General features: G+C 72.8%; 17 protein-coding genes. 2 read left to right on the forward strand and 15 right to left on the reverse strand.

Annotation, left to right across the window (positions count from 1 at the left end; translation table 11 throughout):
* Positions 1–21: 21 nt before the first annotated feature.
* Together ACFYY1_RS29445 and ACFYY1_RS29450 are read right to left on the reverse strand one after the other, a co-directional pair.
* Entirely contained in the window at positions 22–594 is a 573-nt protein-coding gene (locus ACFYY1_RS29445; RefSeq protein ID WP_388590971.1) for a hypothetical protein, read from the reverse strand.
* A complete protein-coding gene (locus ACFYY1_RS29450) occupies positions 591–1,430 on the reverse strand; it encodes a 4'-phosphopantetheinyl transferase family protein (RefSeq protein WP_388590973.1) in 840 nt (279 codons plus the stop codon). Before ACFYY1_RS29450 ends, ACFYY1_RS29445 begins: the two co-directional genes overlap by 4 nt.
* A gap of 254 nt (positions 1,431–1,684) precedes the next feature.
* On the opposite strand from ACFYY1_RS29450, the gene ACFYY1_RS29455 reads away from it, so the two are divergent.
* Positions 1,685–2,695 (forward strand): TauD/TfdA family dioxygenase, encoded by a 1,011-nt coding sequence (locus tag ACFYY1_RS29455; protein ID WP_388590975.1) that lies wholly within the window; start codon positions 1,685–1,687, stop codon positions 2,693–2,695.
* 162 nt (positions 2,696–2,857) lie between these two features.
* Here ACFYY1_RS29455 and ACFYY1_RS29460 read toward each other — a convergent pair whose 3' ends face one another.
* The 11 genes from ACFYY1_RS29460 to ACFYY1_RS29510 form a co-directional block, all read right to left on the reverse strand.
* Positions 2,858–5,425, reverse strand: a complete 2,568-nt coding sequence (locus ACFYY1_RS29460) for an FtsX-like permease family protein (protein WP_388590977.1) — start codon at positions 5,423–5,425, stop codon at positions 2,858–2,860.
* On the reverse strand, positions 5,425–6,210 hold the full coding sequence (locus tag ACFYY1_RS29465) for an ABC transporter ATP-binding protein (RefSeq protein WP_388590979.1): 786 nt from the start codon (positions 6,208–6,210) through the stop codon (positions 5,425–5,427). Before ACFYY1_RS29465 ends, ACFYY1_RS29460 begins: the two co-directional genes overlap by 1 nt.
* A 281-nt stretch (positions 6,211–6,491) precedes the next feature.
* Positions 6,492–7,280, reverse strand: coding sequence for a 4'-phosphopantetheinyl transferase family protein (locus ACFYY1_RS29470; RefSeq protein ID WP_388590981.1), 789 nt, complete (start codon positions 7,278–7,280; stop codon positions 6,492–6,494).
* 35 nt (positions 7,281–7,315) lie between these two features.
* Positions 7,316–8,692 carry an alkaline phosphatase family protein gene (locus ACFYY1_RS29475; RefSeq protein ID WP_388590983.1) on the reverse strand — a complete coding sequence of 459 codons (1,377 nt, stop codon included), beginning with the start codon at positions 8,690–8,692 and terminating at the stop codon, positions 7,316–7,318.
* Positions 8,689–9,870: a metabolite traffic protein EboE gene (gene eboE / locus ACFYY1_RS29480; RefSeq protein ID WP_388590985.1), complete on the reverse strand. Its 1,182-nt coding sequence runs from the start codon at positions 9,868–9,870 to the stop codon at positions 8,689–8,691. The genes ACFYY1_RS29475 and eboE overlap by 4 nt, the downstream gene beginning before the upstream one ends.
* Before the next feature lie 12 nt (positions 9,871–9,882).
* Positions 9,883–10,740: a TatD family hydrolase gene (locus ACFYY1_RS29485; protein ID WP_388590987.1), complete on the reverse strand. Its 858-nt coding sequence runs from the start codon at positions 10,738–10,740 to the stop codon at positions 9,883–9,885.
* Between the two features lie 55 nt (positions 10,741–10,795).
* Entirely contained in the window at positions 10,796–11,455 is a 660-nt protein-coding gene (locus ACFYY1_RS29490) for an EboA domain-containing protein (RefSeq protein ID WP_388590989.1), read from the reverse strand.
* Positions 11,452–12,339: a sugar phosphate isomerase/epimerase family protein gene (locus ACFYY1_RS29495; RefSeq protein ID WP_388590991.1), complete on the reverse strand. Its 888-nt coding sequence runs from the start codon at positions 12,337–12,339 to the stop codon at positions 11,452–11,454. Before ACFYY1_RS29495 ends, ACFYY1_RS29490 begins: the two co-directional genes overlap by 4 nt.
* A complete protein-coding gene (locus tag ACFYY1_RS29500; protein ID WP_388590993.1) occupies positions 12,336–13,367 on the reverse strand; it encodes an SCO3242 family prenyltransferase in 1,032 nt (343 codons plus the stop codon). The genes ACFYY1_RS29495 and ACFYY1_RS29500 overlap by 4 nt, the downstream gene beginning before the upstream one ends.
* Entirely contained in the window at positions 13,364–14,551 is a 1,188-nt protein-coding gene (locus tag ACFYY1_RS29505; RefSeq protein ID WP_388590995.1) for an inositol-3-phosphate synthase, read from the reverse strand. The genes ACFYY1_RS29500 and ACFYY1_RS29505 overlap by 4 nt, the downstream gene beginning before the upstream one ends.
* 79 nt (positions 14,552–14,630) lie before the next feature.
* Positions 14,631–15,422, reverse strand: coding sequence for a Tat pathway signal sequence domain protein (locus ACFYY1_RS29510; protein WP_388590997.1), 792 nt, complete (start codon positions 15,420–15,422; stop codon positions 14,631–14,633).
* Between the two features lie 268 nt (positions 15,423–15,690).
* Between ACFYY1_RS29510 and ACFYY1_RS29515 the strand changes: the two genes are divergently transcribed.
* Positions 15,691–16,692: a hypothetical protein gene (locus ACFYY1_RS29515; protein WP_388590998.1), complete on the forward strand. Its 1,002-nt coding sequence runs from the start codon at positions 15,691–15,693 to the stop codon at positions 16,690–16,692.
* A gap of 82 nt (positions 16,693–16,774) precedes the next feature.
* On the opposite strand, the gene ACFYY1_RS29520 is transcribed toward ACFYY1_RS29515, so the two are convergent.
* Positions 16,775–18,211, reverse strand: coding sequence for an MFS transporter (locus ACFYY1_RS29520; RefSeq protein WP_388591000.1), 1,437 nt, complete (start codon positions 18,209–18,211; stop codon positions 16,775–16,777).
* A complete protein-coding gene (locus tag ACFYY1_RS29525) occupies positions 18,208–19,179 on the reverse strand; it encodes an ornithine carbamoyltransferase (protein WP_388591001.1) in 972 nt (323 codons plus the stop codon). Before ACFYY1_RS29525 ends, ACFYY1_RS29520 begins: the two co-directional genes overlap by 4 nt.
* Between the last annotated feature and the right edge of the window lie 4 nt (positions 19,180–19,183).

The raw sequence follows: 19,183 nt of genomic DNA on the forward strand, positions 1-19,183 counted from the left end.
AAGTCGCCGTCGTCCGTGGTGTCACCACGTCCCGCGGGTCCAGGAGTACGTCGGGATCTCGGGGACGAGCGCGGGGGCGATGGTCTCGCGGACCACGGTCCACGCGTCGGCGACGACGCGTTCGCGGGGCGGCCGGACGGCGGTGGCGAAGGCGGTCGCGGTGACCGCCCACATCGCGGCGACCGCGGCGACGGCCCGGACCTCGGCGGAGGGCTTGGCCGGTACGGCGCGGCCCCGGCCGACGTCGATGCGGAAGCCGAGCTCGGCGGCCTGGGTGGCCCGCACCTCATGGGCGACCGGGCCGCCGGGGTGGCCGAACACGGCGGCGGACAGGGGGTGTTCGTAGGCGGTACGCACCCAGACGGAGACCCGGACGCGTTCGCGCTCCTCCCAGCCGCCGCGTGCGGCGGGACCGGGGTCCGCCCGCTCGACGGCGGCGGCGAGCTCGGCGAAGTATCCGGTCAGTCCGGTGTCGTCGAGCTCCCCGGGGCCGGCGGCGTGCGGGCCGCGGTCGGTGAGTTCATCGGCGTAGGCGGCCCGGGGGGCCGGAGCGGCCGGGGCCATCGGGGCGGTCTCCAGGGGCTGCGTCGTCATGACGGTCGGCTTCCTTCGGTGTCGGGCGCGTCGGTTTCCCCGGGCGGGCCGAGTACGGAGTGGATGTGAACGGGACCGGGCGGGGCACCACCGGGCGGACGGGCGATGGCGGCGGCCACCCGGTCGTCGAGCCGCAGGTCCTGGACCGACCAGACGGTGGTGCGGCCGGAGTGCGTGTGCAGTACGCGGACCGGTCCGTGACGGGCCGGCCAGGTCTCCAGCTGATTCAGCGCGGTGCCCACCAGTCCCAGCCCGACCGCCTTCACGACGGCCTCCTTGCGCGTCCAGACGCGGTGGAACACCGCGTCGCGGGCCGGTCCGGGCGGCAGCGACAGCAGATGGGCGCGTTCGTTGTCGGTCAGCACCGAGTCGTACAACGAGGGCTGGCGCATGGGCCGTACGGCCTCGACGTCGACGCCGATGGCGTGGCCCTCACCGAGCGCGAAGACACCGCACCCCGCAGTACGGGACATGCTGATCGCCCAGGGCACCTCGGGGTGTTCGATCATCGGCGGGCCGTGCCCGAGGTCCCCGCAGCCGGGGCACCGGCGCCGGCCCAGCTCGATGGACCGCGGTGCCACGAGCAGTAGTTCGGACAGGGCGCGGCGCGCCCCGGCCCTGGTGTGCACGAAGGCGGCCACGTCCCGCTCGGCCAGCAGGGTGAGCGCGCGGTGGAATTCGTCGGTGCCCAGCAGCGCCAGATCGTCGGGGGCGACCCGCTGCGGCGGCCGCCACCACCAGACGTGGGCCGCACCGCCGAGATCCGGTGTCCCGGGCGCTGCCCGGGAAGGCTGCTGGGTCCCGGTGCTCTTCGGTGTTCCGGGTACGAACGCCATGGACTGCCCCCATTCCTTGTTCCTTCACGGTCCTTGTCGACCTCTCGCGTTTTCCCGTGGCCTCCGATTCCTCCGACCGGCCGGCCGTGCGGACAGAAATGCCACGGTGCGATCGTCCGCCCGGCGGCTACGGGCCGTCTATATGCGTCCGGACGGGTTCCCGGGTGCGCCAGGGACCGAATTCCCCGTAGGGTCGCGATAGCACTTCCTCGGAGACTGGGGCGGTATTTTCCGACCGAACCGAGGATGTCCACATGTCCGAGACCCATACGCTTTCCCTGCCGCTTTCGGCAGCGGCGGCAGGCACCGTCGTGGAGCTGACGGAGGCCGAGCAGAACGCACTCGCCGCCGTCGCCGAGCAACTGACCCCGAAGGGGTTCGCGGACGGCAGGATCGACGATCTCCGCTGGCTGGACGCCGCGCGTGAGACCTCCGTACAGCTCCCTCGCAGGCTGCTCCAGGCGCTGCGCGCGTTCCGTCACGACGCGGGCCCCGACGGGGTCCTGCTGCTGCGCAACCTGCCGGTGGTGGCGGACGACCCGCTGCGTCCGACGCCGGCCGTGAAGGGGTCGGTGGAGCGTCTTCCCACGGTCGCCGCTTCCGTCATCACCACCGCGATGCTGCACCTCGGAGAGGTCATAGCATTCCGCAACGAGAAGACCGGCGCGCTCGTGCAGAATGTCGTTCCCGTTCCAGGGAGCGAGTCCTCGCAGAGCAATGCGGGTTCCGTTCTCCTCGAACTCCACATCGAGAACGCATTCCATGACAACCGCCCGGATTTCGTGGGCCTGCTGTGTGTGCGGGAGGACCCGACGGGCGATGCGAAGCTGTGCACGTCCTCCATCCGCCGCGCGCTTCCGATGCTCTCCGAGAAGACGCGGGCGGTACTCTCCGAGCCGCGGTTCCTGACCGAGCCGCCGCCGTCCTTCGGCGCCCTGGGCAGCGTGACGCCCGCCCACGCGGTGCTGAACGGCGACCCGGAGGACCCCAATGTGCTGGTGGACTTCTCCGCCACGCATCCGCTGGACGACGAGGCCCGGCACGCCATGGCCGAGCTGCGGGACGCGTTCATGGAGACGATGTCGGCGCTGTCGCTGCGCGTCGGCGACCTGGCCGTCGTCGACAACCGCCTCGCGGTGCACGGCCGTACCTCGTTCACTCCGGCCTACGACGGTGCGGACCGCTGGCTGCACCGGGTGTACGCGCACCTGGACCACCGGCGCAGCCGGGTGGACCGGGCGGGCAACGGCGCGGTCCTCGGCTGAGCGGGGCCGGGCACGCGACGTCCGTATCCGCCAGGCAGGCCGAGGGGCCGGCCCCCGCACGGGGCCGGCCCCTCGGCCGTGTCCCTTCCACAGCAACACGCCAGGGGTGTACAGGAGCTGAACTCCCGTACACCCCTGGCGTGTTGGCGCGACGCGTCGGCCCTACTGGCGGGCGCTGATGACGTCCGCCGGGCGGCCGCCGAGCGCGACGCGGCCGGGGACCAGCGTCGCCAGCGCGGTGAGCACCGCGGCGAAGCCGAGGACCCCGAGGAACATCGGCAGGTCGATGGACGGCTGGGCGGCGCCCGTCATCCCGACGCTGAAGGCGGTGAGCACCGCGAGCGAGATGGCCGTGCCGAGCACCGCGGCGACCAGGACGATCAGCGCGGACTCGATCCTGAGCATCGACATCACCTGGCGGCGGGTCGTGCCGACGAGCCGCAGCAGGGCGAACTCGCGGGTGCGGTCCGAGACCGACATGGCCAGGGTGTTGACCACGGCGATCGCGGTGAACGCGATGATCAGGCCCATCGCGAGGTAGTTGACCTCGGCGTTGGACTGCTGGACCTCGGCCTGGACGTCGTCGACCTGGGTGCGGTCGAGGATGCCGATGCCCGGGAAGTGCTTGAGGGCACCGGTCAGCTGCTCACGGCCCGCCTTGCCGTCGCCGGCCGTCTTGACGAGGACGGAGGAGGCGAGCGGGTTGTCGACGTGCTGGGCGACCAGGTCGTGCGACATGGTCAGGTCGCCGAAGCCGAGGCCCCGTTCGTAGACGGCGGCGACCTTCAGCTGTACCACGGTGGAGTCGCCGAGCGTCACCTTGAGGGTGTCGCCGGGCTTCTTGCCGAGGTGGTCGGCGGAGACGTCGCTCATCGCGACGCTCTTGTCCCCGAAGCCCTTGAGGCTGCCCTGCGAGACGTCGGGGTCCCAGTTCGTGGTGAGGCCCTGCGCGGAGATGCCCTGCGCCGGGTACTTGTCGAGGCCGATGCGGACCTGGGTCCGGACGATCTCGGTGACCTGGGTGACGCCCGGTACGGCGCGCAGCGCGTCCGTCGCCTCGGCGGGGACGCCGGGGCCGTTCGAGGCGACCACCCAGTCGGCCTTGTTGCCCGCCTTGGCCTGGGCCGAGGCGGCGTCGCCCATGGTGGTCTGCACGAACAGGACGGTGCAGGCCATGCCGATGAGCAGGACCAGCGGGGTGACGGCCGCGGCCATCCGCTTGGCGTTGGCGCGGGCGTTGGCGGTCGCGAGGTGGCCGCCGACGCGCGAGAACTTCAGCGGGATGCCGAGGATCGCGACGGCGATGCGGGCGATGACCGGGCCGAGCAGCGAGACCGCGACGGCCAGGACCACGACGGACAGGAACGTGACGGGCTGCGAGGCCGGCTCGGTGCGCAGGAAGCCCAGCAGGACGACCACACCGATACCGAGGGCCAGGACGAGCACCCCCACGCCGAGCCGTCCCCACGCGAAGTGGCGCTGTTCCATGGACGCCTCGGACAGGGCCTCGGCGGGGCGGATGCGGGCGGTGCGGCGGGCGGAGATGCGGGCCGCGACCCACGCCCCGAGCAGGGCGGCGCCGATGGCGGCGGTGAACGGCACGAAGCTGAAGGTGAGTTCGAGGGTGTCGGGGATGGCCTTGAAGTCGATGAACTTGCTGTGCAGCCAGTACGCGATGGGCAGGCCCACGACGGAGCCGAGGCCGCCCGCGAGGCCGCCGATGATCAGGGCCTCGCGGCCGATCAGCTGGCGGACCTGCTTGGGGGTCGCGGCGATGGCGCGCAGCAGGGCGAGTTCGCGGTAGCGCTGCTGGATGGAGAGCGCGAAGGTGCCGACGACGACGAGGATCGCGACGAGCAGCGACGTGCCGCCCATGGCGCCGCCCATGGAGACGAGCTTGACCCGGGCCTTGCCCGCGTCGAGGAACTCGATGGGGCCGCGCTCGCCACCGGTGGCGATGGCGTACTTGCGGCCGTCGCCGTCGAGGGCCTTCTCGGCCTGGTCGGCGAGTTCGCCCGCCGAGACGCCGGGCTTGGGCAGCAGGCCGATGGTCGCCACCTGGCCGGCCCGACCGGAGAGCTCGCGGGCGGTCTCGTCGGAGAAGAACAGCGAGGTCTGCTGGTGCAGGTCGCCGCCCTGGGCCGCGGCGATGCCGCTGACCTTGTACGTCGTCGGGGCGCCGGTCGACTGGACGACGACGCTGCTGCCGGTCTTCAGGCCGGTACGGGCCGCGAGTTCCCGGTCGAGGACGACCTCGTCGGCGCCCGCGGGTGCCTTTCCGTCGGTCAGCTCGAACGGGGTCAGCGCGGCGGAGGACCAGGCGTGGCCGTAGGACGGCTTGCCGTCGATGCCCGGCACGATCTGGCCCTGGGGGCCGACCGCGTACGCCGGGAAGTTCGTCTCGGGGACCGCCTTGCGGACACCGGGTAAGGCGGCGAGCTTCGCGGTGGTGCCCTCGGGCAGCCAGACCCGCTCGGCCAGCGGCTTCGCCTTGTGCTTCTCCTTGACCTTGCCCTTCTTCTTCTTGATGGTCGTCTGGTGGACGTTCTGGTCGGCGCCGACGATGACCGGGGCGGCGGCGTAGCGCTCGGTGGCGATGGTGCCGCGCAGCCCGGTCTCCAGCAGGATGCCGCAGGCGGTGACCAGGGCGGCGGCGCAGAACAGGGCGAGGAAGGCGCCGATGAAGCCGCCCTTCCTGGCCTTGAGCGTCTGCAGTGCGTAGCGCAGCATCAGGCCCACGCTCCCAGGTGTGTCATGCGCTCGGCGACGCGGTCGGCGGTCGGGGAGTCCATCTTTCCGGCGATCTTGCCGTCGGCCAGGAAGAGGACGGTGTCGGCGTACGAGGCGGCGACCGGGTCGTGGGTGACCATGACGACGGTCTGGCCGGTCTCGTTCACGCAGTCGCGCAGCAGGGAGAGGATCTCCTTGGCGGTCACGGTGTCGAGGGCGCCGGTCGGCTCGTCGCCGAAGATGACGTCGGGCCGGGTGATGAGGGCGCGGGCGATGGCGACGCGCTGCTGCTGGCCGCCGGAGAGCTCGGCGGGCCGGTGGGCGGCCCGGCCGCCCAGGCCGACGCGGCCGAGGATCTCGTCGAGCCAGCCGTTGTCGAGGCTCTCGCCCGCGAGGCGCAGGGGCAGCTCGACGTTCTGGCGGACCGACAGGGACGGGATGAGGTTGAACGCCTGGAAGACGAAGCCGATGCGCTGGCGGCGCAGCTTCGTCAGCTGGGTCTCGTTCATGTCGTTGAGCTGGGTGTCACCGATGTAGGACTGACCGGTGGTCGGCTTGTCGAGGCCGGCCGCGCAGTGCAGGAACGTCGACTTGCCGGAACCCGACGGGCCCATCACAGCGGTGAAGGAGCCTCGCTCGATCCCCACGGAGACCCCGTCCAGGGCACGCACGCCGCGGCCGTTCTTGCCGTACACCTTGGTCACGTCGGCCAGACGAAGGGCGTGCCCCCGGTTGACCGTGTTGTAGCCGTTGTCGAGGGAAGGGCGGCTCGTCTCGGTCACCATGTTGCGACCTGTCCTCTCCGTAGTGCGGTTCCGGGTCTCAAGGGGATGATTTTCGAGCGTATATGGCATCGGGTCGAGCGTGGTCCGTACTTCTATATTCGATCTACTTCGGTGCTGTTTGGGGCAGTTGACCAGGCATTCGTGGTCGGGCCGGGCGGCGGCCGGCGATTCCGGTGCACGTGTGTCGTGCTCCGGTGCGGGGGCGCGTGGAGTGCGCGGTGGCGAGGTCCGGGCATGGCTGCGCGCCGCAGGATGGGGATCCTGCGGCGCGCAGCCGGCCCTCACGCCGGGGCGTGGGTGTGGACCGGGCCCAGGGGGCTGGTCTCCGGGCGGGCCACGGAGGCCGCCCAGCGGTCGCCGATGTCGACGTCCGTCACCTGCCACCGCGTTTCCTCACCGCGGTAGCGGTGCACCACCCGCACCGGGCCGTCCTGTGCCGGAGCGACGTCCAGCATGTTGAGCGGCATGCCCAGCAGGCCGAGGCCGACGGCCTTGACCACCGCCTCCTTGCGGGTCCAGGCCCGGTGGAAGGCGGCGTCCCTGGCCGGGCCCGGGGGCAGGCCGAGGACGTACGCGCTCTCCGCGGCGGTGAGGACCACCTCGGCCAGGCCGGCCGGTTCGACCGGCCGCAGCGCCTCCACGTCGACGCCCACCCAGGTGCCCGCCCGTACCGCGAGGGCGCCGGCCCCCGCCGTGCGGGACAGGCTGACCGCGAGCGGGACCGGCGGGTCGGTGACGGCCGGCGGCCCGTGCTCCCGGTCGCCGCAGCCGGGGCAGATCCGCCGGCCGAAGCCGACCTCTCCCGGTTCGACGCCGAGCAGCCCTGCCACGGCCCGCCGGGCACCGGCCCGGGTGGCGGTGAACGCGGCGGCGTCCGCCTCGGCGTGGAAGCGCTGGGCCCGGCCCCGCTCCACCTCGTCGAGAACGGCGTAGTCCGCCGGGTCGGTCCGTGCGCCGAGCGGCCACCACCACACGTGGATCTCGCCCGACTCCTGCATCCGGCGAACCGCTTCGAGCGCCGGTCGGGGTATGCGCACCTCGCTGATCGCGGTATTCCGCCGAGGTGTCATCTGGCCTCCTCTCGATCCTTTCGATACGGCCGGTCTCAGGCCAGTCCATTGAGGCGCAGGAGCAGATCCTTCACCTCGGTGGCGTGGTAGCGGTCCCGTTCCTGCCCCGGGTCGGAGCACAGCAGCAGCGGCCCGTCCCGGTGGTCCTGGGGCAGCCGTCCGTGGCTGCCCTTGACATGGGCCGGGTCGAGCGGCACCACGGTGAGCGGTGCGCGCATCCCGGCCTTCTTGCGCAACAGGGTGAGTGCTGCCTTCGCCTTCACCGCCTTGTCGGCGGGGTCGAAGAAGAGTTCGGCCGGGTCGTAGCCCGGTTTGCGGTGGATCTCGACGCCGCGCGCGAAGTCGGGGGCGCGGGTGTCGTCGAGCCAGTAGTAGTACGTGAACCAGGCGTCCGGTTCGGCGACGGCGACCAGCTCGCCCGCGTCGGGGTGGTCGATGCCGTACGTGGCCTGCTCGGTGCGGTCCCAGATCTCGTCGACGCCCTCGGTGTGCTTCAGGACGTCGCGGACGCGCGGGATGTCGGCGGGGTCGGCGACGTACACATGGGCGGCCTGGTGGTCGGCCACGGCGAACGCGCGGGAGGTGCAGGGGTCCAGGTACTCCATGCCGCGCTGGCTGTAGACGGAGAGGAGTCCCTCGCGGCGCAGGGCGCGGTTGATGTCGACGGGCCTGGAGACGGGGCTGATGCCGTACTCGCTGAGGGCGACGACGGTGGTCCCCCGGTCGCGCAGGTCGCCGAGGAGCGGGGCGAGCGCGGCGTCGGCCTCGCGGGCGGCGCGCACCGCCTGGGGGCTGTCGGGGCCGTAGCGCTGGAGGTCGTAGTCGAGATGGGGCACGTAGATGAACGACAGGTCGGGGCGGCGGGTGTCGACGACATGGCGGGCGGCGTCGGCGATCCACCGGGTGGAGGCGATGGAGGCGGTCGGCCCCCAGTAGTTGAAGAGGGGGAACTCGCCCTGGCGGGCGGTGAGTTCATCGCGCAGCCCGGCGGGTTTGGTGTAGCAGTCGGGGGACTTGCGGCCGTCGTAGTGGTAGACGGGTCGCGGCGTCAGTACGGTGTCGACGTCCGCGCCCATGGCCCACCACCAGCACAGGTAGGCGGTGCTGTGGTCCGGGTCCTGCTTCCGGGCGGCCTGCCACACCTTCTCGCCCTGGACCAGGGCGTTGTGCTGGCGCCACATCATGACCTCGCCGTGGTCGCGGTGGTACCAGCCGTTGGCGACGGCCCCGTGGTCGCGGGGCAGCAGGCCGGTGGTGAGGGTGGCCTGGACGGTGGCGGTGACCGCGGGGAAGACGGTGTCGAGCCGGGCGGTGAAGCCCTCCTGGCCGATGGCCGCGACGTGCGGCATCTCGCCGAGGAGGCGGGGGGTGAGGCCGACGGTGCACAGGACCGCGACCTGGCGGCCGGTCATGGGGTGACTCCTCCGTGCTCGGTGAGGCCGAGGCGGATCAACTCGCCGTGGGTCCATTCGAGTTCGGTGGCGATCCCGGCGGCGATGCCGGCCGCCCCGGTGGGCCGGAGCCCGGCGGGCAGGACGTCCCAGGTGTATGTCTCGACCTCGACGTGGTCGGTGAGGGCGTGCTCCCCGCCGAACGTCGCCCGCAGGGTCTCCTGGAGGGAGTCGCTGGTGTTGCGCAGCGGCGGCTCGGGCTGGTCGTGCAGGGGTACGTGGTAGTGGATGCGCCAGGGCGCGTCGCCGGGCAGGGCGCCCGCGAGGGCGGGGGCGAGGTCGTCGGAGCCGTGCAGGGTGCCGTCGGGGCGCTGTTCGCGGACCTGGTGCAGGAAACGGGGTTCGGCGAAGGGGCGCAGCGCCTCGCGGGACTCTGCGTCGGCGGGTGTGTCGGCGACGAGGGCGGAGGACGCCTGGAGCTTGACGATGGGCACGCCTTCGGCGACGAGGGCGGCGACGGCGCTCGACGGGTCCTCGTGCTGGACGGCGAGGTGGCAGGCGTCCAGGCACAGGCCGATCCAGTCGTGGTCGGCACCGGCGATGGCCCGGGACGCCTGGGCGGTGGTCTCGGCGACGCAGCCGGGTTCGGGTTCCAGGCCGACGCGGATGGTGCGGCCGGTCTCGGCCTCGATCTGCTTGAGTCCGGCGGCCAGGTCGTCGAGGTGCCGGGCGGCGGTGGAGCGCTGCACGCCGGTCCAGGGGGTGCGCCAGGCCAGCGGCAGGGTGGATATGGAGCCGCGGGCGGCGTCCTCGGGGAGCAGCCCGGCGAGCACCTTGGCGAGGTTGAGGGTGTAGGTCAGGCGGGACGGCTCGGACCAGTCGGGGAAGTACACGCCGCGTTTGACGACGGGGGTGTGGAAGCCCCGGTAGGGGAAGCCGTTGAGGGTGACGGTCTCCAGGCCCCGAGTGGTCAGGGCCCGGCGCAGCGCGGCGGTGTCGGCGGGGTGGCCGGCGAGGTGGTGGGCCACGTCGGCGGGGAGCCAGAGGCCGAGGCCGACGAGGTCGGTGCCGAGGTGCTGGCGTACCTGTTCCGCGTGGTCGGTGAGCTGGGCCGTGATCCCGTCGAGGGTCTCCGCCGGATGCACGTTGGTGCAGTAGGCGAGGTGGATGGTGGTGGAGTCCGAGTGGTGCAGACGCATGATGTATCGACCTCAACTGCCGCCGCGGGCGATCGAATTTCCGGCGTACAGCCCCGCGGCCTGCACATCGTTGTAACCGTCCAGGTCAAGCCTGCCCGACTGCCCGTAGAACGTGACCGGGTTGCGCCACATGACACGGTCGACATCATCCTCGTCGAAACCGGCTTCGAGCATGGCTTCCGCGGTGATCCTGGTGAGCAGGGGATCGCTGTGTCCCCAGTCCGCCGCCGAGTTCACCAGCATGTGCTCCGTTCCGTACTTTTTGAGGATGTCGACCATCCGCCGCGGGGTCATCTTGGTGTCCGGGTAGATGGAGAACCCCATCCAGCAGCCGGTGTCGACGACCTCGGTGACGGTGACCTCGTTGAGGTGGTCGAGGACGACGTGGCCGGGTTCGATGCCGGACTCCTCGATGACGGCCAGGGAGCGGGCGGTGCCGCCGGCCTTGTCGCGGTGCGGGGTGTGGACCAGTGCGGGCAGCCCGAACTCGACGGCGAGGCCGAGCTGCGCGGCGAACGCGTGCTCCTCCGCGTCGGTCATGGTGTCGTAGCCGATCTCCCCGACCGCTACGACGGAGTCCTTGGCGAGGTAGCGCGGCAGCAGGTCGAGCACCGGGGTGCAGCGCGGGTCGTTGGCCTCCTTCGGGTTGAGCCCGATGGTGCAGTGGTGCCGGATGCCGAACTGGGCGGCGCGGTAGGGCTCCCAGCCGAGCAGGGCGTCGAAGTAGTCGGCGAAGCTGGCCGGGTGGGTACGTGGCTGGCCGAGCCAGAAGGCCGGTTCCACCAGGGCGCGTACACCTGCGTCGTACATGGCCCGGTAGTCGTCGGTGGTCCGGGACGTCATGTGGATGTGCGGGTCGAATATACGCATGGCCGATCTCCGTCGGGGTGTGTGGCCCGGCTCCGTCGCGGGCCGGGGGTGGTGCTCAGCTGTCGTGGGTGGCGACCAGCCACAGGTCGGCGGGTACGGTGCGGCCGGCCGCACGGCGCTCGGTCGCGAAACCGACGGCCATCCGGGCCAGTTCGGCGTCCCGGCGTTCGTGCAGTCCGGCCACCTTGGCCAGCGGGATTCCGGTGAAGAGGCACTTGAGGACGGCCTGGCGCCAGCGGTACTGGTCGAGGTGGACCCGTGCGTAGGGGCCGAGCGCGGCGGCGATGAGCCGGTTGTCGTTGGTGCGCAGCGCGTCGTCGGTGAGGTGGACGGCGTGCGGTCCCAGCGGCAGGAAGGGCAGGGCGCACAGGACGCCGCGCCGCTCCGCCGCGTCGCCGGTGCGGTAGCGCTCCGTGACCTCCTGCGCCAACTCCGCTCCTTCGGCCTTGAGTTGGGCGAGGAGCCGGGTGCGTACGCCGTCCTCGACGCTCCAGCCCGCCCAGCCGGGCAGCCTGCCCCGGCCGTAGACGCGGCCGGCGGCGGGGAAGCGGCTGTCGAGGGCGGCCGGGCCCTGTTCGGCGACGGCCGCCAGGTCCTGGGCGAGGCGGGCGCGGTGCTCGTGGCCGAGTGCGGAGCCCAGTCCCTCGGTGAGGGCGCGCAGGGTGAGGGTGTGGTGCACGGTGGTCGGTGCCGCCGTGATGGTCGGTGCTGTCATACGGGTTCGGCCTCCTTCGACAGGGTTGCGCTACGCAGGAATTCGATGCTGTGACGGGCCGTCGCGGTTGCGGCGTGGCTGTGCCGGGGCAGTTCCACGGAGACCAGTCCCCGGTACCCGGCCGCGCCGAGGGCGCGCAGTACCGGCGGGAAGTCGATCTCGCCCTCGCCGAACGGCAGGTGTTCGTGGACGCCGCGCCGCATGTCCTCGATCTGGACATGGGCGAGGCGGTCGGACGCCAGTTCGACACAGCGGGGGACGCTGTGGGGTTCGAGGCACCGGCAGTGGCCGATGTCGAGGGTGAGGCGGAAGCGGTCGGGGAGGCCGAGTTCGCGGTGGAGCCTGCGGTAGCCGGCGAGGTCGGCGACGAGCATGCCGGGCTCGGGTTCGAAGGCGAGGTCGATCCCGGTGGCGTCGGCGTGCGCGACGGTCTCGGCGCAGCCGTCCACCAGCCGCTGCCAGCCTTGTTCCGGGGTGGTGCCGGGGTCCGGGGTGCCGCTCCAGAAGTGGACGGCCCCGGCGCCGAGTTCGGCGCCGATGCCGATGGCACGGCGCAGCAGCCCGAGGCGCAGCTCACGGCCCTCGGGCTCGGCGGAGAGCAGGGTGGGGCGGTGCTTGCGCCAGGGGTCGAGGAGGTAGCGGGCGCCGGTCTCGACGACGACGGCGAGGCCGGTGTCGGCCAGGGCGCGCCGGGTCTCGGCGATCCGCCGGGGCAGGTCGTGGGCGTACGGGTCGAGGTGCTGGTGGTCCAGGGTGAGGGAGACGCCCTGGTAGCCGAGGTCGGCCAGGACGCGCAGCGCGTCGGGCAGCCGGTGGTCGGCGAAGCCGTTCGTGCCGTACGCGAAACGCAGTGCGGGGGCCGGGGTGTCCGGGCGGGGGCTCATGTCGAGGACACCTTCCGGGCGAGCCGGCCCACCAGGGGCAGGGCGGCGACGAGCGGCAGGGCGAGCAGGGGTGCTCCGGCGCGGGCCACCAGGGTGGCCTGGAGGGGCAGCAGGGCGTGGATGCCCGCGCCGACGGCGGCGCGGACGCGCGGGGCGCAGGGGTCGCGGACGACGGCGGTCTGGGCGCGGGCGCAGGTACCCGCGTAGGTGGCGAGGGCCGCTCCGGTGACCAGGGCGCGGGCGGACTTGCGGGCGGCGGGGGCGTCCGCTGTCCCGGCGGCCGCGAGCAGTGCGGCGACGGAGGACGCGGCGGGAGCGCCGAGGTGGGCGCCGTCCGCCGCGGCGGAGAACAGCCGGGCGGGGGTGGGCCGTTGGGCGGCGTCGGCGGTTGCGGCGCGCGGGCCGGCGGTGGCCAGCAGGTGGGCCGCGCCCGCTCCGGCGATCGCGGTCGTCGTCGCCAGGGACAGCTTCGGCTCGCTCGTGGGCGCGCCGTCGACCTCGTGGCGGCTGAGGCGGGTCACCGCGAAGGTGTGCGCGGCGACCGCGGTGGCGGCCGGGAGGGCGGCGGCCGCGCGTTGGGGGCCGGTGCCGTGCAGGACGTCCAGGGCGCGGGCGGCGGCCATGGCGGCCGGGCCGAGCGGGGTCGACTTGAGGCCGAGGTCGTACGCCCAGACGGCGGCGGCCAGCGGCAGGGTGCGGCGCAGCAGGGTGCGCCGGCCGCCGGCGACGGCGGCGAGGCCGAGGCCCGCGCCGGTGAGGCCGATGGCGGTGGCGAGGGCGGCGCGCGGGGTGAGGCGGCCGGACGGGATGGGGCGTTCGGGGCGTTCGGTGGCGTCCTCGGCGCGGTCCGCCCAGTCGTTGAGGGCCATGCCCGCCCAGTACAGGGCGACGGAGGACGCGGCGAGGCCGGCGGTGCGGCGGACGCCGGGGCGGCCCGCCGCGAGTGCCCCGGCGACGACGTCGCCGGGGACCGTGATCGCGGCCGGGGCCCGGACCAGTTCCGCGTAGGTGCGCAGGGTGGTGTTCATCGCGGGGTGCCGATCGCGGCCGGGACCGGGGCGTTCGCCCAGGCGGTCAGGGCCTCGTACTGGAGGGTGAGGTTGTGCTCGCGGGAGCCGGCCGGGTCCTTGAAGAAGAAGCCGAGCGCGGTGAGCGCCCCGGATTCGCCGCGGCGCCGGCCGTGGGCGGCCAGCCGTACGAGGTCGAGGACGAGCGGGGCGGCGAGGGCGGAGTCGCAGCCCTGCCAGGTGAACTGCATGGACATCCGGACGCCGAGGAAACCCTCGAAGGAGATGTGGTCCCAGGCGGTCTTCCACTCCCCCATCTCGGGGACGTTGTCGATGTGGACCTGGCCCTGGACGGGGTGGCCGACGGTCTCCTCCAGGCTGCGCTGCTTGGACTCGGTCTTGCTGCGGGCGGCCTCGGGGTCCTGGAGGGTGGCGCCGTCGCCGCCGCCGAGCAGGTTGGTGCCGGACCAGGAGCGCAGGCGCAGGGCGCGCTGGGTGAACATCGGGGCGAGCGCGCTCTTGACGAGGGTCTCACCGGTCTTGCCGTCGCGCCCGGCGTGCGGGACGCCGCAGGCGCGGGCGAGCTGCTCCAGGGCGGGCAGCGAAGCGCCCGCGGACGGGGTGAAGTTGACGTAGGCGCAGCCGGCGCGGAAGGCGGCGTACGCGTAGAGGGAGCTGGGTGGCAGCAGGTCGGTGCTGGTGGCCAGGACCTCGTCGAGCTCCGTGAGGTCGAGGAAGGCCGGGTCGGGGTCGGGCAGCGGCTCGGTGGAGGAGACGTTGACGACGACGACCTGTTCCAGGGCGTGCCGTTCGCGGAAGGAGACGATGTCCGCCGCGAAGCGCGCGGCGGCCGCGGCCTGGGGCTCGCCGGGCCGCTGCGAGCCGTCGCGGATCTCGCGGTCGGTGGCTTCCAGGGCGCCGCGCACGCCGTCCAGGATGTTGGCGGGCAGGACGCCCGCCAGGGCGAGTTGCCCGGCCCTCGCCGTCAGTGGGACGGACACGATGTCGTGCCCGCCGAACACGAGGTCGGCGAGGGCCGGGAGCGATGCGTCACGGAACGGGGGAAGGTCCGTCACGCATCCGTCACAGGAGGCGCTGCCCGCGGCGATCGCGGTGGCGCCGACGGTCGCGGCCGTGGCGACCGAGCCTCGTGCGCCGATCATCCAGACGCCGATGCGGGGTGAAGTTCCGGTCGTGGCTCGCATGATGGGCTGTGCCTCCTGAGTCGTACGCGGGTGAGCTGCGGTCCTGTGGCCTGTCCGGTGGGTCGGGGTCGGGCAGGCTCTAGAACTTGCCCAGGTCGACCGGGTACGGGTAGGTGTCGAAGGCCGTGTCGAGCTGGTTCGCGCTGCGGTACAGCCACTTGCGGGTGACACCGTCCACGGTCCGCGGGGCCAGGCGCTTGTTGTCGTTCGCGTCGATGGCCGGCTGGCCGATGGACTGGAGCTCCCAGGAGACGCCCGCGAGCCGGTTGATGTGCGTCCACCACTTCACGTCGATGCCCAGGAGCCGGAAGCCGGCCAGGAAGGGGTGCCAGCGGTGGTAGGCGTGGGTGAAGTCCGGCGGCGTGAAGTTCATCATGTGGACCTTGTTGCCCTCCGAGCGGCGCGGGTCGAACAGGACGCCCTGGCCGAAGTCCTGGAAGGCGCGGACCAGTCCCGCCGGGTCGTTCCCGTAGAACTCGCGGTAGACGTCGCGCTGGGCGTCGGAGAGCAGTACGAAGGCGTCGCGGTTGGGCTGGATGAGCTCCAGGAAGCTGCGCGGGTAGCGTCCGTCGGCGCGGGTGGCGGCCCAGGCCGAGTCGACCTTGGTGAAGCCGCCGAACGGCTTGACGATGACGTCGACGGCCTCGACGAGTTCGGGCTTCGGGTTGAAGTAGAAGCGCTCGTCGTACTCGTACCAGAACTCGTTGGCGCGACGGTCGCCGACCATGCCCGGGATCTCGGGGAACTCGCTGCGGGACCGGCCGTGGGCGGCCGCCGGCAGGGCGCCGGCCACCGTCACCGCGGCCGCCGCCCCGGCGATACCGGCGGCGGCCCTGAGGACGCCCCGGCGGTCCATGGTGTTCTGCGGCATCGGTGGATCTCCTTCGTCAGTGGCGGTGCGGGGGACTTCGGTGATGGAACGACTCTCGCGGCCCGGACTATGTGCGTCCTATAACGCCGCTTGCAGGGCGTATTGCCTGGTCAAAGGGGGTACGAGAGGCCTCGAAGCCGCTGCGATGCCGGGACGATATGACAACGGATTACGTTCCTCCGGAAACGGATGTACGAATCCCTACATCGTTTTTCGGCCATACAGGCGGCCGGTACCGGTCACTGCCCCCACCAGTGAAGGAGTCACTGTGGTCACGATCACAAGCGCCAGGGTCGAACGGAAGGACACCAGCGACAACGGGGGCATCCCCCGATTACACGGCCCCCTCACCTGGTGCGCGGGGGCCATGGCACTGCTCGCGGTCATAGCCGCGGGCGGCCTGTTCCTCGACGGACGCACCGTGCTGGGTGAGGGGGTGTGGCTCAAACCCCTGAAGTTCGCGGTCTCCTTCGGCCTGTACACGATCACCCTCGCGTGGATGATCGGCCGGACGGAGCGCTGGCAGCGCACCTTGCGCAGACTCGGCACCGTCACCGTGGCGCTGTTCATCGTCCCGGAGATATCGATCATCACGTTCCAGGCCGTACGGGGCGAACGCAGCCACTTCAACGTGTCGTCCACGTTCAATGACGTACTGGTCAAGGCGATGGGCGGCGCGGCGTACATCGGCTGGACCATGACGCTGCTGCTCGGGGTCTTCCTCCTGTGGCAGCGCAAGGTGGACCGGCCGCTGGCCTGGGCCATCCCGATCGGACTGTTCGTCTCCCTGGCGGGCATGTCGATCGGCTATCTGATGACCACCCCCACGGCCGCGCAGCAGCGGGCCCTGGACGCCGGGAAGCATCCGTCCACGCTCGGCGCGCACAGCGTCGGGGTGCTGGACGGCGGTGCCGGTCTGCCGCTGACCGACTGGGCGACCGGTGGCGGGGACCTGCGGGTGGCCCACTTCGTGGGTCTGCACGCGCTGCAGCTGCTGCCGCTCGCCGCGCTGGGCCTCGGGCTGCTCGCGGGACGGCTGCCGCTGCTGCGCGGCGAGGGTACGCGTACGGCCCTGATCGTCGTCGGCGGTGCCGGCCATGCCGGGCTCACCGCCCTGCTGCTGTGGCAGGCGGAGCGGGGCCAGCCGCTGCTCGAACCCGACCGGCTCACGCTCACCACCGCCGCCTGGCTCGTCGGCGCGGTCGCGGTGGCCGTCGCCGTGGTGCTCGCGACGGCGTCGCGCGACCGGCGTGACTCACCCGGGGGCTGATGCTCCCGGCGCACGCACCGGAGGGGGTCACCGCGGCTGCGGTGACCCCCTCCTCCGTCCGCCGGACGCCCTGGGCGCCCGGTCAGTCGGCCGTCGCGAACGGGCCCCGGCGCAGGGCCGGGGAGATCAGCGCGGCGAGGGCCGTCAGGGCCATCGCGAGGCTGAGCCCGAGGACCGTCCGGGTCGGGCCGAGGCCCTCCAGGGCGAAGCCGGCCGCGACCGGGCCGGCGGCCATCGCACCGCCACCGACCAGCATGGCCAGGGAGTTGGCCCGGCCCCGCATGCTGTCCGGTGCGATCCGGACGAGATAGACGCCGCCCGCCACGTTGAACACACCGCCCACGTAGCCGCTCAGCGCGAAGATCGCGCCCAGCGCGTAGGGGTCGCGGAGCACGGCGACGGGCACCATCAGCAGCGCCCATACCGCCAGCCCGCCGATCACCAGGGCGCGCATCGACAGGCGTTCGGTCCACCGGCCACCGCTGAGCGCCCCGACCAGGCCGCCCGCCCCGCTCAGCGAGAGCACGACGCCCACCTGGAACTCGGTGCCGCCCGCCGACTGGATGCCCGACATCACCGCCAGGTTCAGGCCCTGGAAGAGGATGTTGGAGACGGCGACGGCGGCCATCACGGCCCGCAGGAAGTGCTGGCGCCACATCCAGACGAGGCCGGCGCGGACCTCGGCGGCGAGCGCCGTCCGGGGCGCGTCCTTCCGGTCCTGCTGAAGCTTCCCCCGTACCCCGAACAGGCAGGCCACGGCGGCGAGTTGACCGGCCGCCGCCGCCACGAACGGCAGCGCGGAGCCGAGTGTGACCAGTCCGCTGCCCAGCGGCTGCCCCGCGATGGCGGCCCCCCGGGTACGGGCCTCGTTGCCGGTCATCGCGGCGCCGATCTGCTCGGACGGCACCACGGCGGGCACGGCGGCCCGCTCGGCCAGCTGGAACAGCACACCGAGGGTGCCCTCGACGAACGCGGCGGCCAGCAGCGCCCACAGCCAGATGTGCCCGCTCAGCAGGAGCGCGGCGATCACACCGGCCACCACCGCCTGGCCGAGTCCGGCCCCCAGCATGACGCGCCGCCGGTCCCAGCGGTCGACGAGGGCGCCGCCGGGCAGCTGCACCACGAGCTGCGGAAGCAGCAGCGCGGTCCCCACGAGCCCGGCGTCGCTGGGCGACCTGGTCGCCCACAGGACGGCGAGCGGGTACGCGACGGCGGTGGCGCGCCCGGCGAGCAGCGAGAGGCCGGCGCCGCCCCAGAGCAGGCGGTAGTCACGGTTGCGCCGCAGCGGCACGGGCGGCGGCGCGGTGGTCTCCCCGTCCGGGGTGGGCCGCTCGGTCGTCCGGTCGTCCTCCTCCGGTACGGCGTCGGTGTCGGTGGCCTCCCCTTGCGCGGCCAGCAGCCACGGCAGGGCCGCCGGGTCGGTCACGGAGTCGGGCACGGTATCGGTCGTGGTGTCGGGCACGGAGTCGGTCGCGGTATCGGGCACGGAGTCGGTCGCGGTATCGGTCGCGGGTCTCATCGCGCGGCCACCAGGGTGCGGTCCGGGGTCACCGCGGGCTCCTCGGCCGCCACGGCGGTGCGGACGAACTCCAGTACCGCCATCGCGCTGTGCATCTTGTTGGTGGCCTGGGCGAAGGCGATGCTGTGCGGTCCGTCCAGCACCTCGGCCACGACCTCCTCGCCCCGGTGGGCGGGCAGGTCGTGCATGAACACGGCGTCCGGGCTGGCGTCCCACAGGGCGGGGGTGATCCGGAACGGGGCGAAGACGTTACGCCAGTCGGGGTCGGGCTTGCTGGTGCCGGTGGTCTGCCAGCGGGTCGTGTAGATCACGTCGTAGCCGCCGGTCAGTTCGTCCATGTCGTGCCGCTCGACCAGGGTGGCGCCGGTGCGGGCGGCCTGGGCGCGGGCCCGGTGGGCGATCGGCTCGGCGAGGCCGTAGCCGGGCGGGGTGCGGACCTCGAAGTGGACGCCGGGGAAGCGGGTGAGGGCGAGCGCGAGCGCCGCCGCCGTGTTGTTGCCCTCGCCCGCGTACAGGATGCGCAGGCCATCGACGTGGCCGAAGTGGCGTACCAGGGTGGTGAGGTCGGTGAGCGCCTGGGTGGGGTGTTCCTCGGCGGTCATGGCGTTGACCACGGACATGGTCCCCTGCTGTGCCCAGCCGCGCAGTTCGGCCTCGGGCCCGGCGGTCCGGGCGACGAGTACGTCGAGCATCCCGGACAGCACCCGGCCGGTGTCCTCGGTGGTCTCGCCGGTGTTGAGCTGGAGGTCGCCGGGTCCGTAGGCGATGAGCGAGCCGCCCAGCCGCAGCGATCCGGAGGAGAAGGCGGTACGGGTGCGGGTGGAGGTCTTGGCGAAGTAGACGCCGACCACCTGGCCGTCCAGCGGTGCGGGCCGCCGGGCGAGACCGGCGGAGAACTCGGCGCCGCGGTCCACGATCCGCCGCAGCTCCGCGTCGGTGAGGTCGTCGATGGAGATCAGATGACGCATGGGG

This window comes from Streptomyces sp. NPDC001890 (assembly GCF_042891445.1).
Taxonomy (GTDB): Bacteria; Actinomycetota; Actinomycetes; order Streptomycetales; family Streptomycetaceae; genus Streptomyces.

Bases quoted from the DNA above. Each gene is read 5' to 3' on its own strand.
- ACFYY1_RS29445 (WP_388590971.1), bottom strand. From the start codon at position 594: ATGACGACGCAGCCCCTGGAGACCGCCCCGATGGCCCCGGCCGCTCCG.
- ACFYY1_RS29450 (WP_388590973.1), bottom strand. From the start codon at position 1,430: ATGGCGTTCGTACCCGGAACACCGAAGAGCACCGGGACCCAGCAGCCT.
- ACFYY1_RS29455 (WP_388590975.1), top strand. From the start codon at position 1,685: ATGTCCGAGACCCATACGCTTTCCCTGCCGCTTTCGGCAGCGGCGGCA.
- ACFYY1_RS29460 (WP_388590977.1), bottom strand. From the start codon at position 5,425: ATGCTGCGCTACGCACTGCAGACGCTCAAGGCCAGGAAGGGCGGCTTC.
- ACFYY1_RS29465 (WP_388590979.1), bottom strand. From the start codon at position 6,210: ATGGTGACCGAGACGAGCCGCCCTTCCCTCGACAACGGCTACAACACG.
- ACFYY1_RS29470 (WP_388590981.1), bottom strand. From the start codon at position 7,280: ATGACACCTCGGCGGAATACCGCGATCAGCGAGGTGCGCATACCCCGA.
- ACFYY1_RS29475 (WP_388590983.1), bottom strand. From the start codon at position 8,692: ATGACCGGCCGCCAGGTCGCGGTCCTGTGCACCGTCGGCCTCACCCCC.
- eboE (WP_388590985.1), bottom strand. From the start codon at position 9,870: ATGCGTCTGCACCACTCGGACTCCACCACCATCCACCTCGCCTACTGC.
- ACFYY1_RS29485 (WP_388590987.1), bottom strand. From the start codon at position 10,740: ATGCGTATATTCGACCCGCACATCCACATGACGTCCCGGACCACCGAC.
- ACFYY1_RS29490 (WP_388590989.1), bottom strand. From the start codon at position 11,455: ATGACAGCACCGACCATCACGGCGGCACCGACCACCGTGCACCACACC.
- ACFYY1_RS29495 (WP_388590991.1), bottom strand. From the start codon at position 12,339: ATGAGCCCCCGCCCGGACACCCCGGCCCCCGCACTGCGTTTCGCGTAC.
- ACFYY1_RS29500 (WP_388590993.1), bottom strand. From the start codon at position 13,367: ATGAACACCACCCTGCGCACCTACGCGGAACTGGTCCGGGCCCCGGCC.
- ACFYY1_RS29505 (WP_388590995.1), bottom strand. From the start codon at position 14,551: ATGCGAGCCACGACCGGAACTTCACCCCGCATCGGCGTCTGGATGATC.
- ACFYY1_RS29510 (WP_388590997.1), bottom strand. From the start codon at position 15,422: ATGCCGCAGAACACCATGGACCGCCGGGGCGTCCTCAGGGCCGCCGCC.
- ACFYY1_RS29520 (WP_388591000.1), bottom strand. From the start codon at position 18,211: ATGAGACCCGCGACCGATACCGCGACCGACTCCGTGCCCGATACCGCG.
- ACFYY1_RS29525 (WP_388591001.1), bottom strand. From the start codon at position 19,179: ATGCGTCATCTGATCTCCATCGACGACCTCACCGACGCGGAGCTGCGG.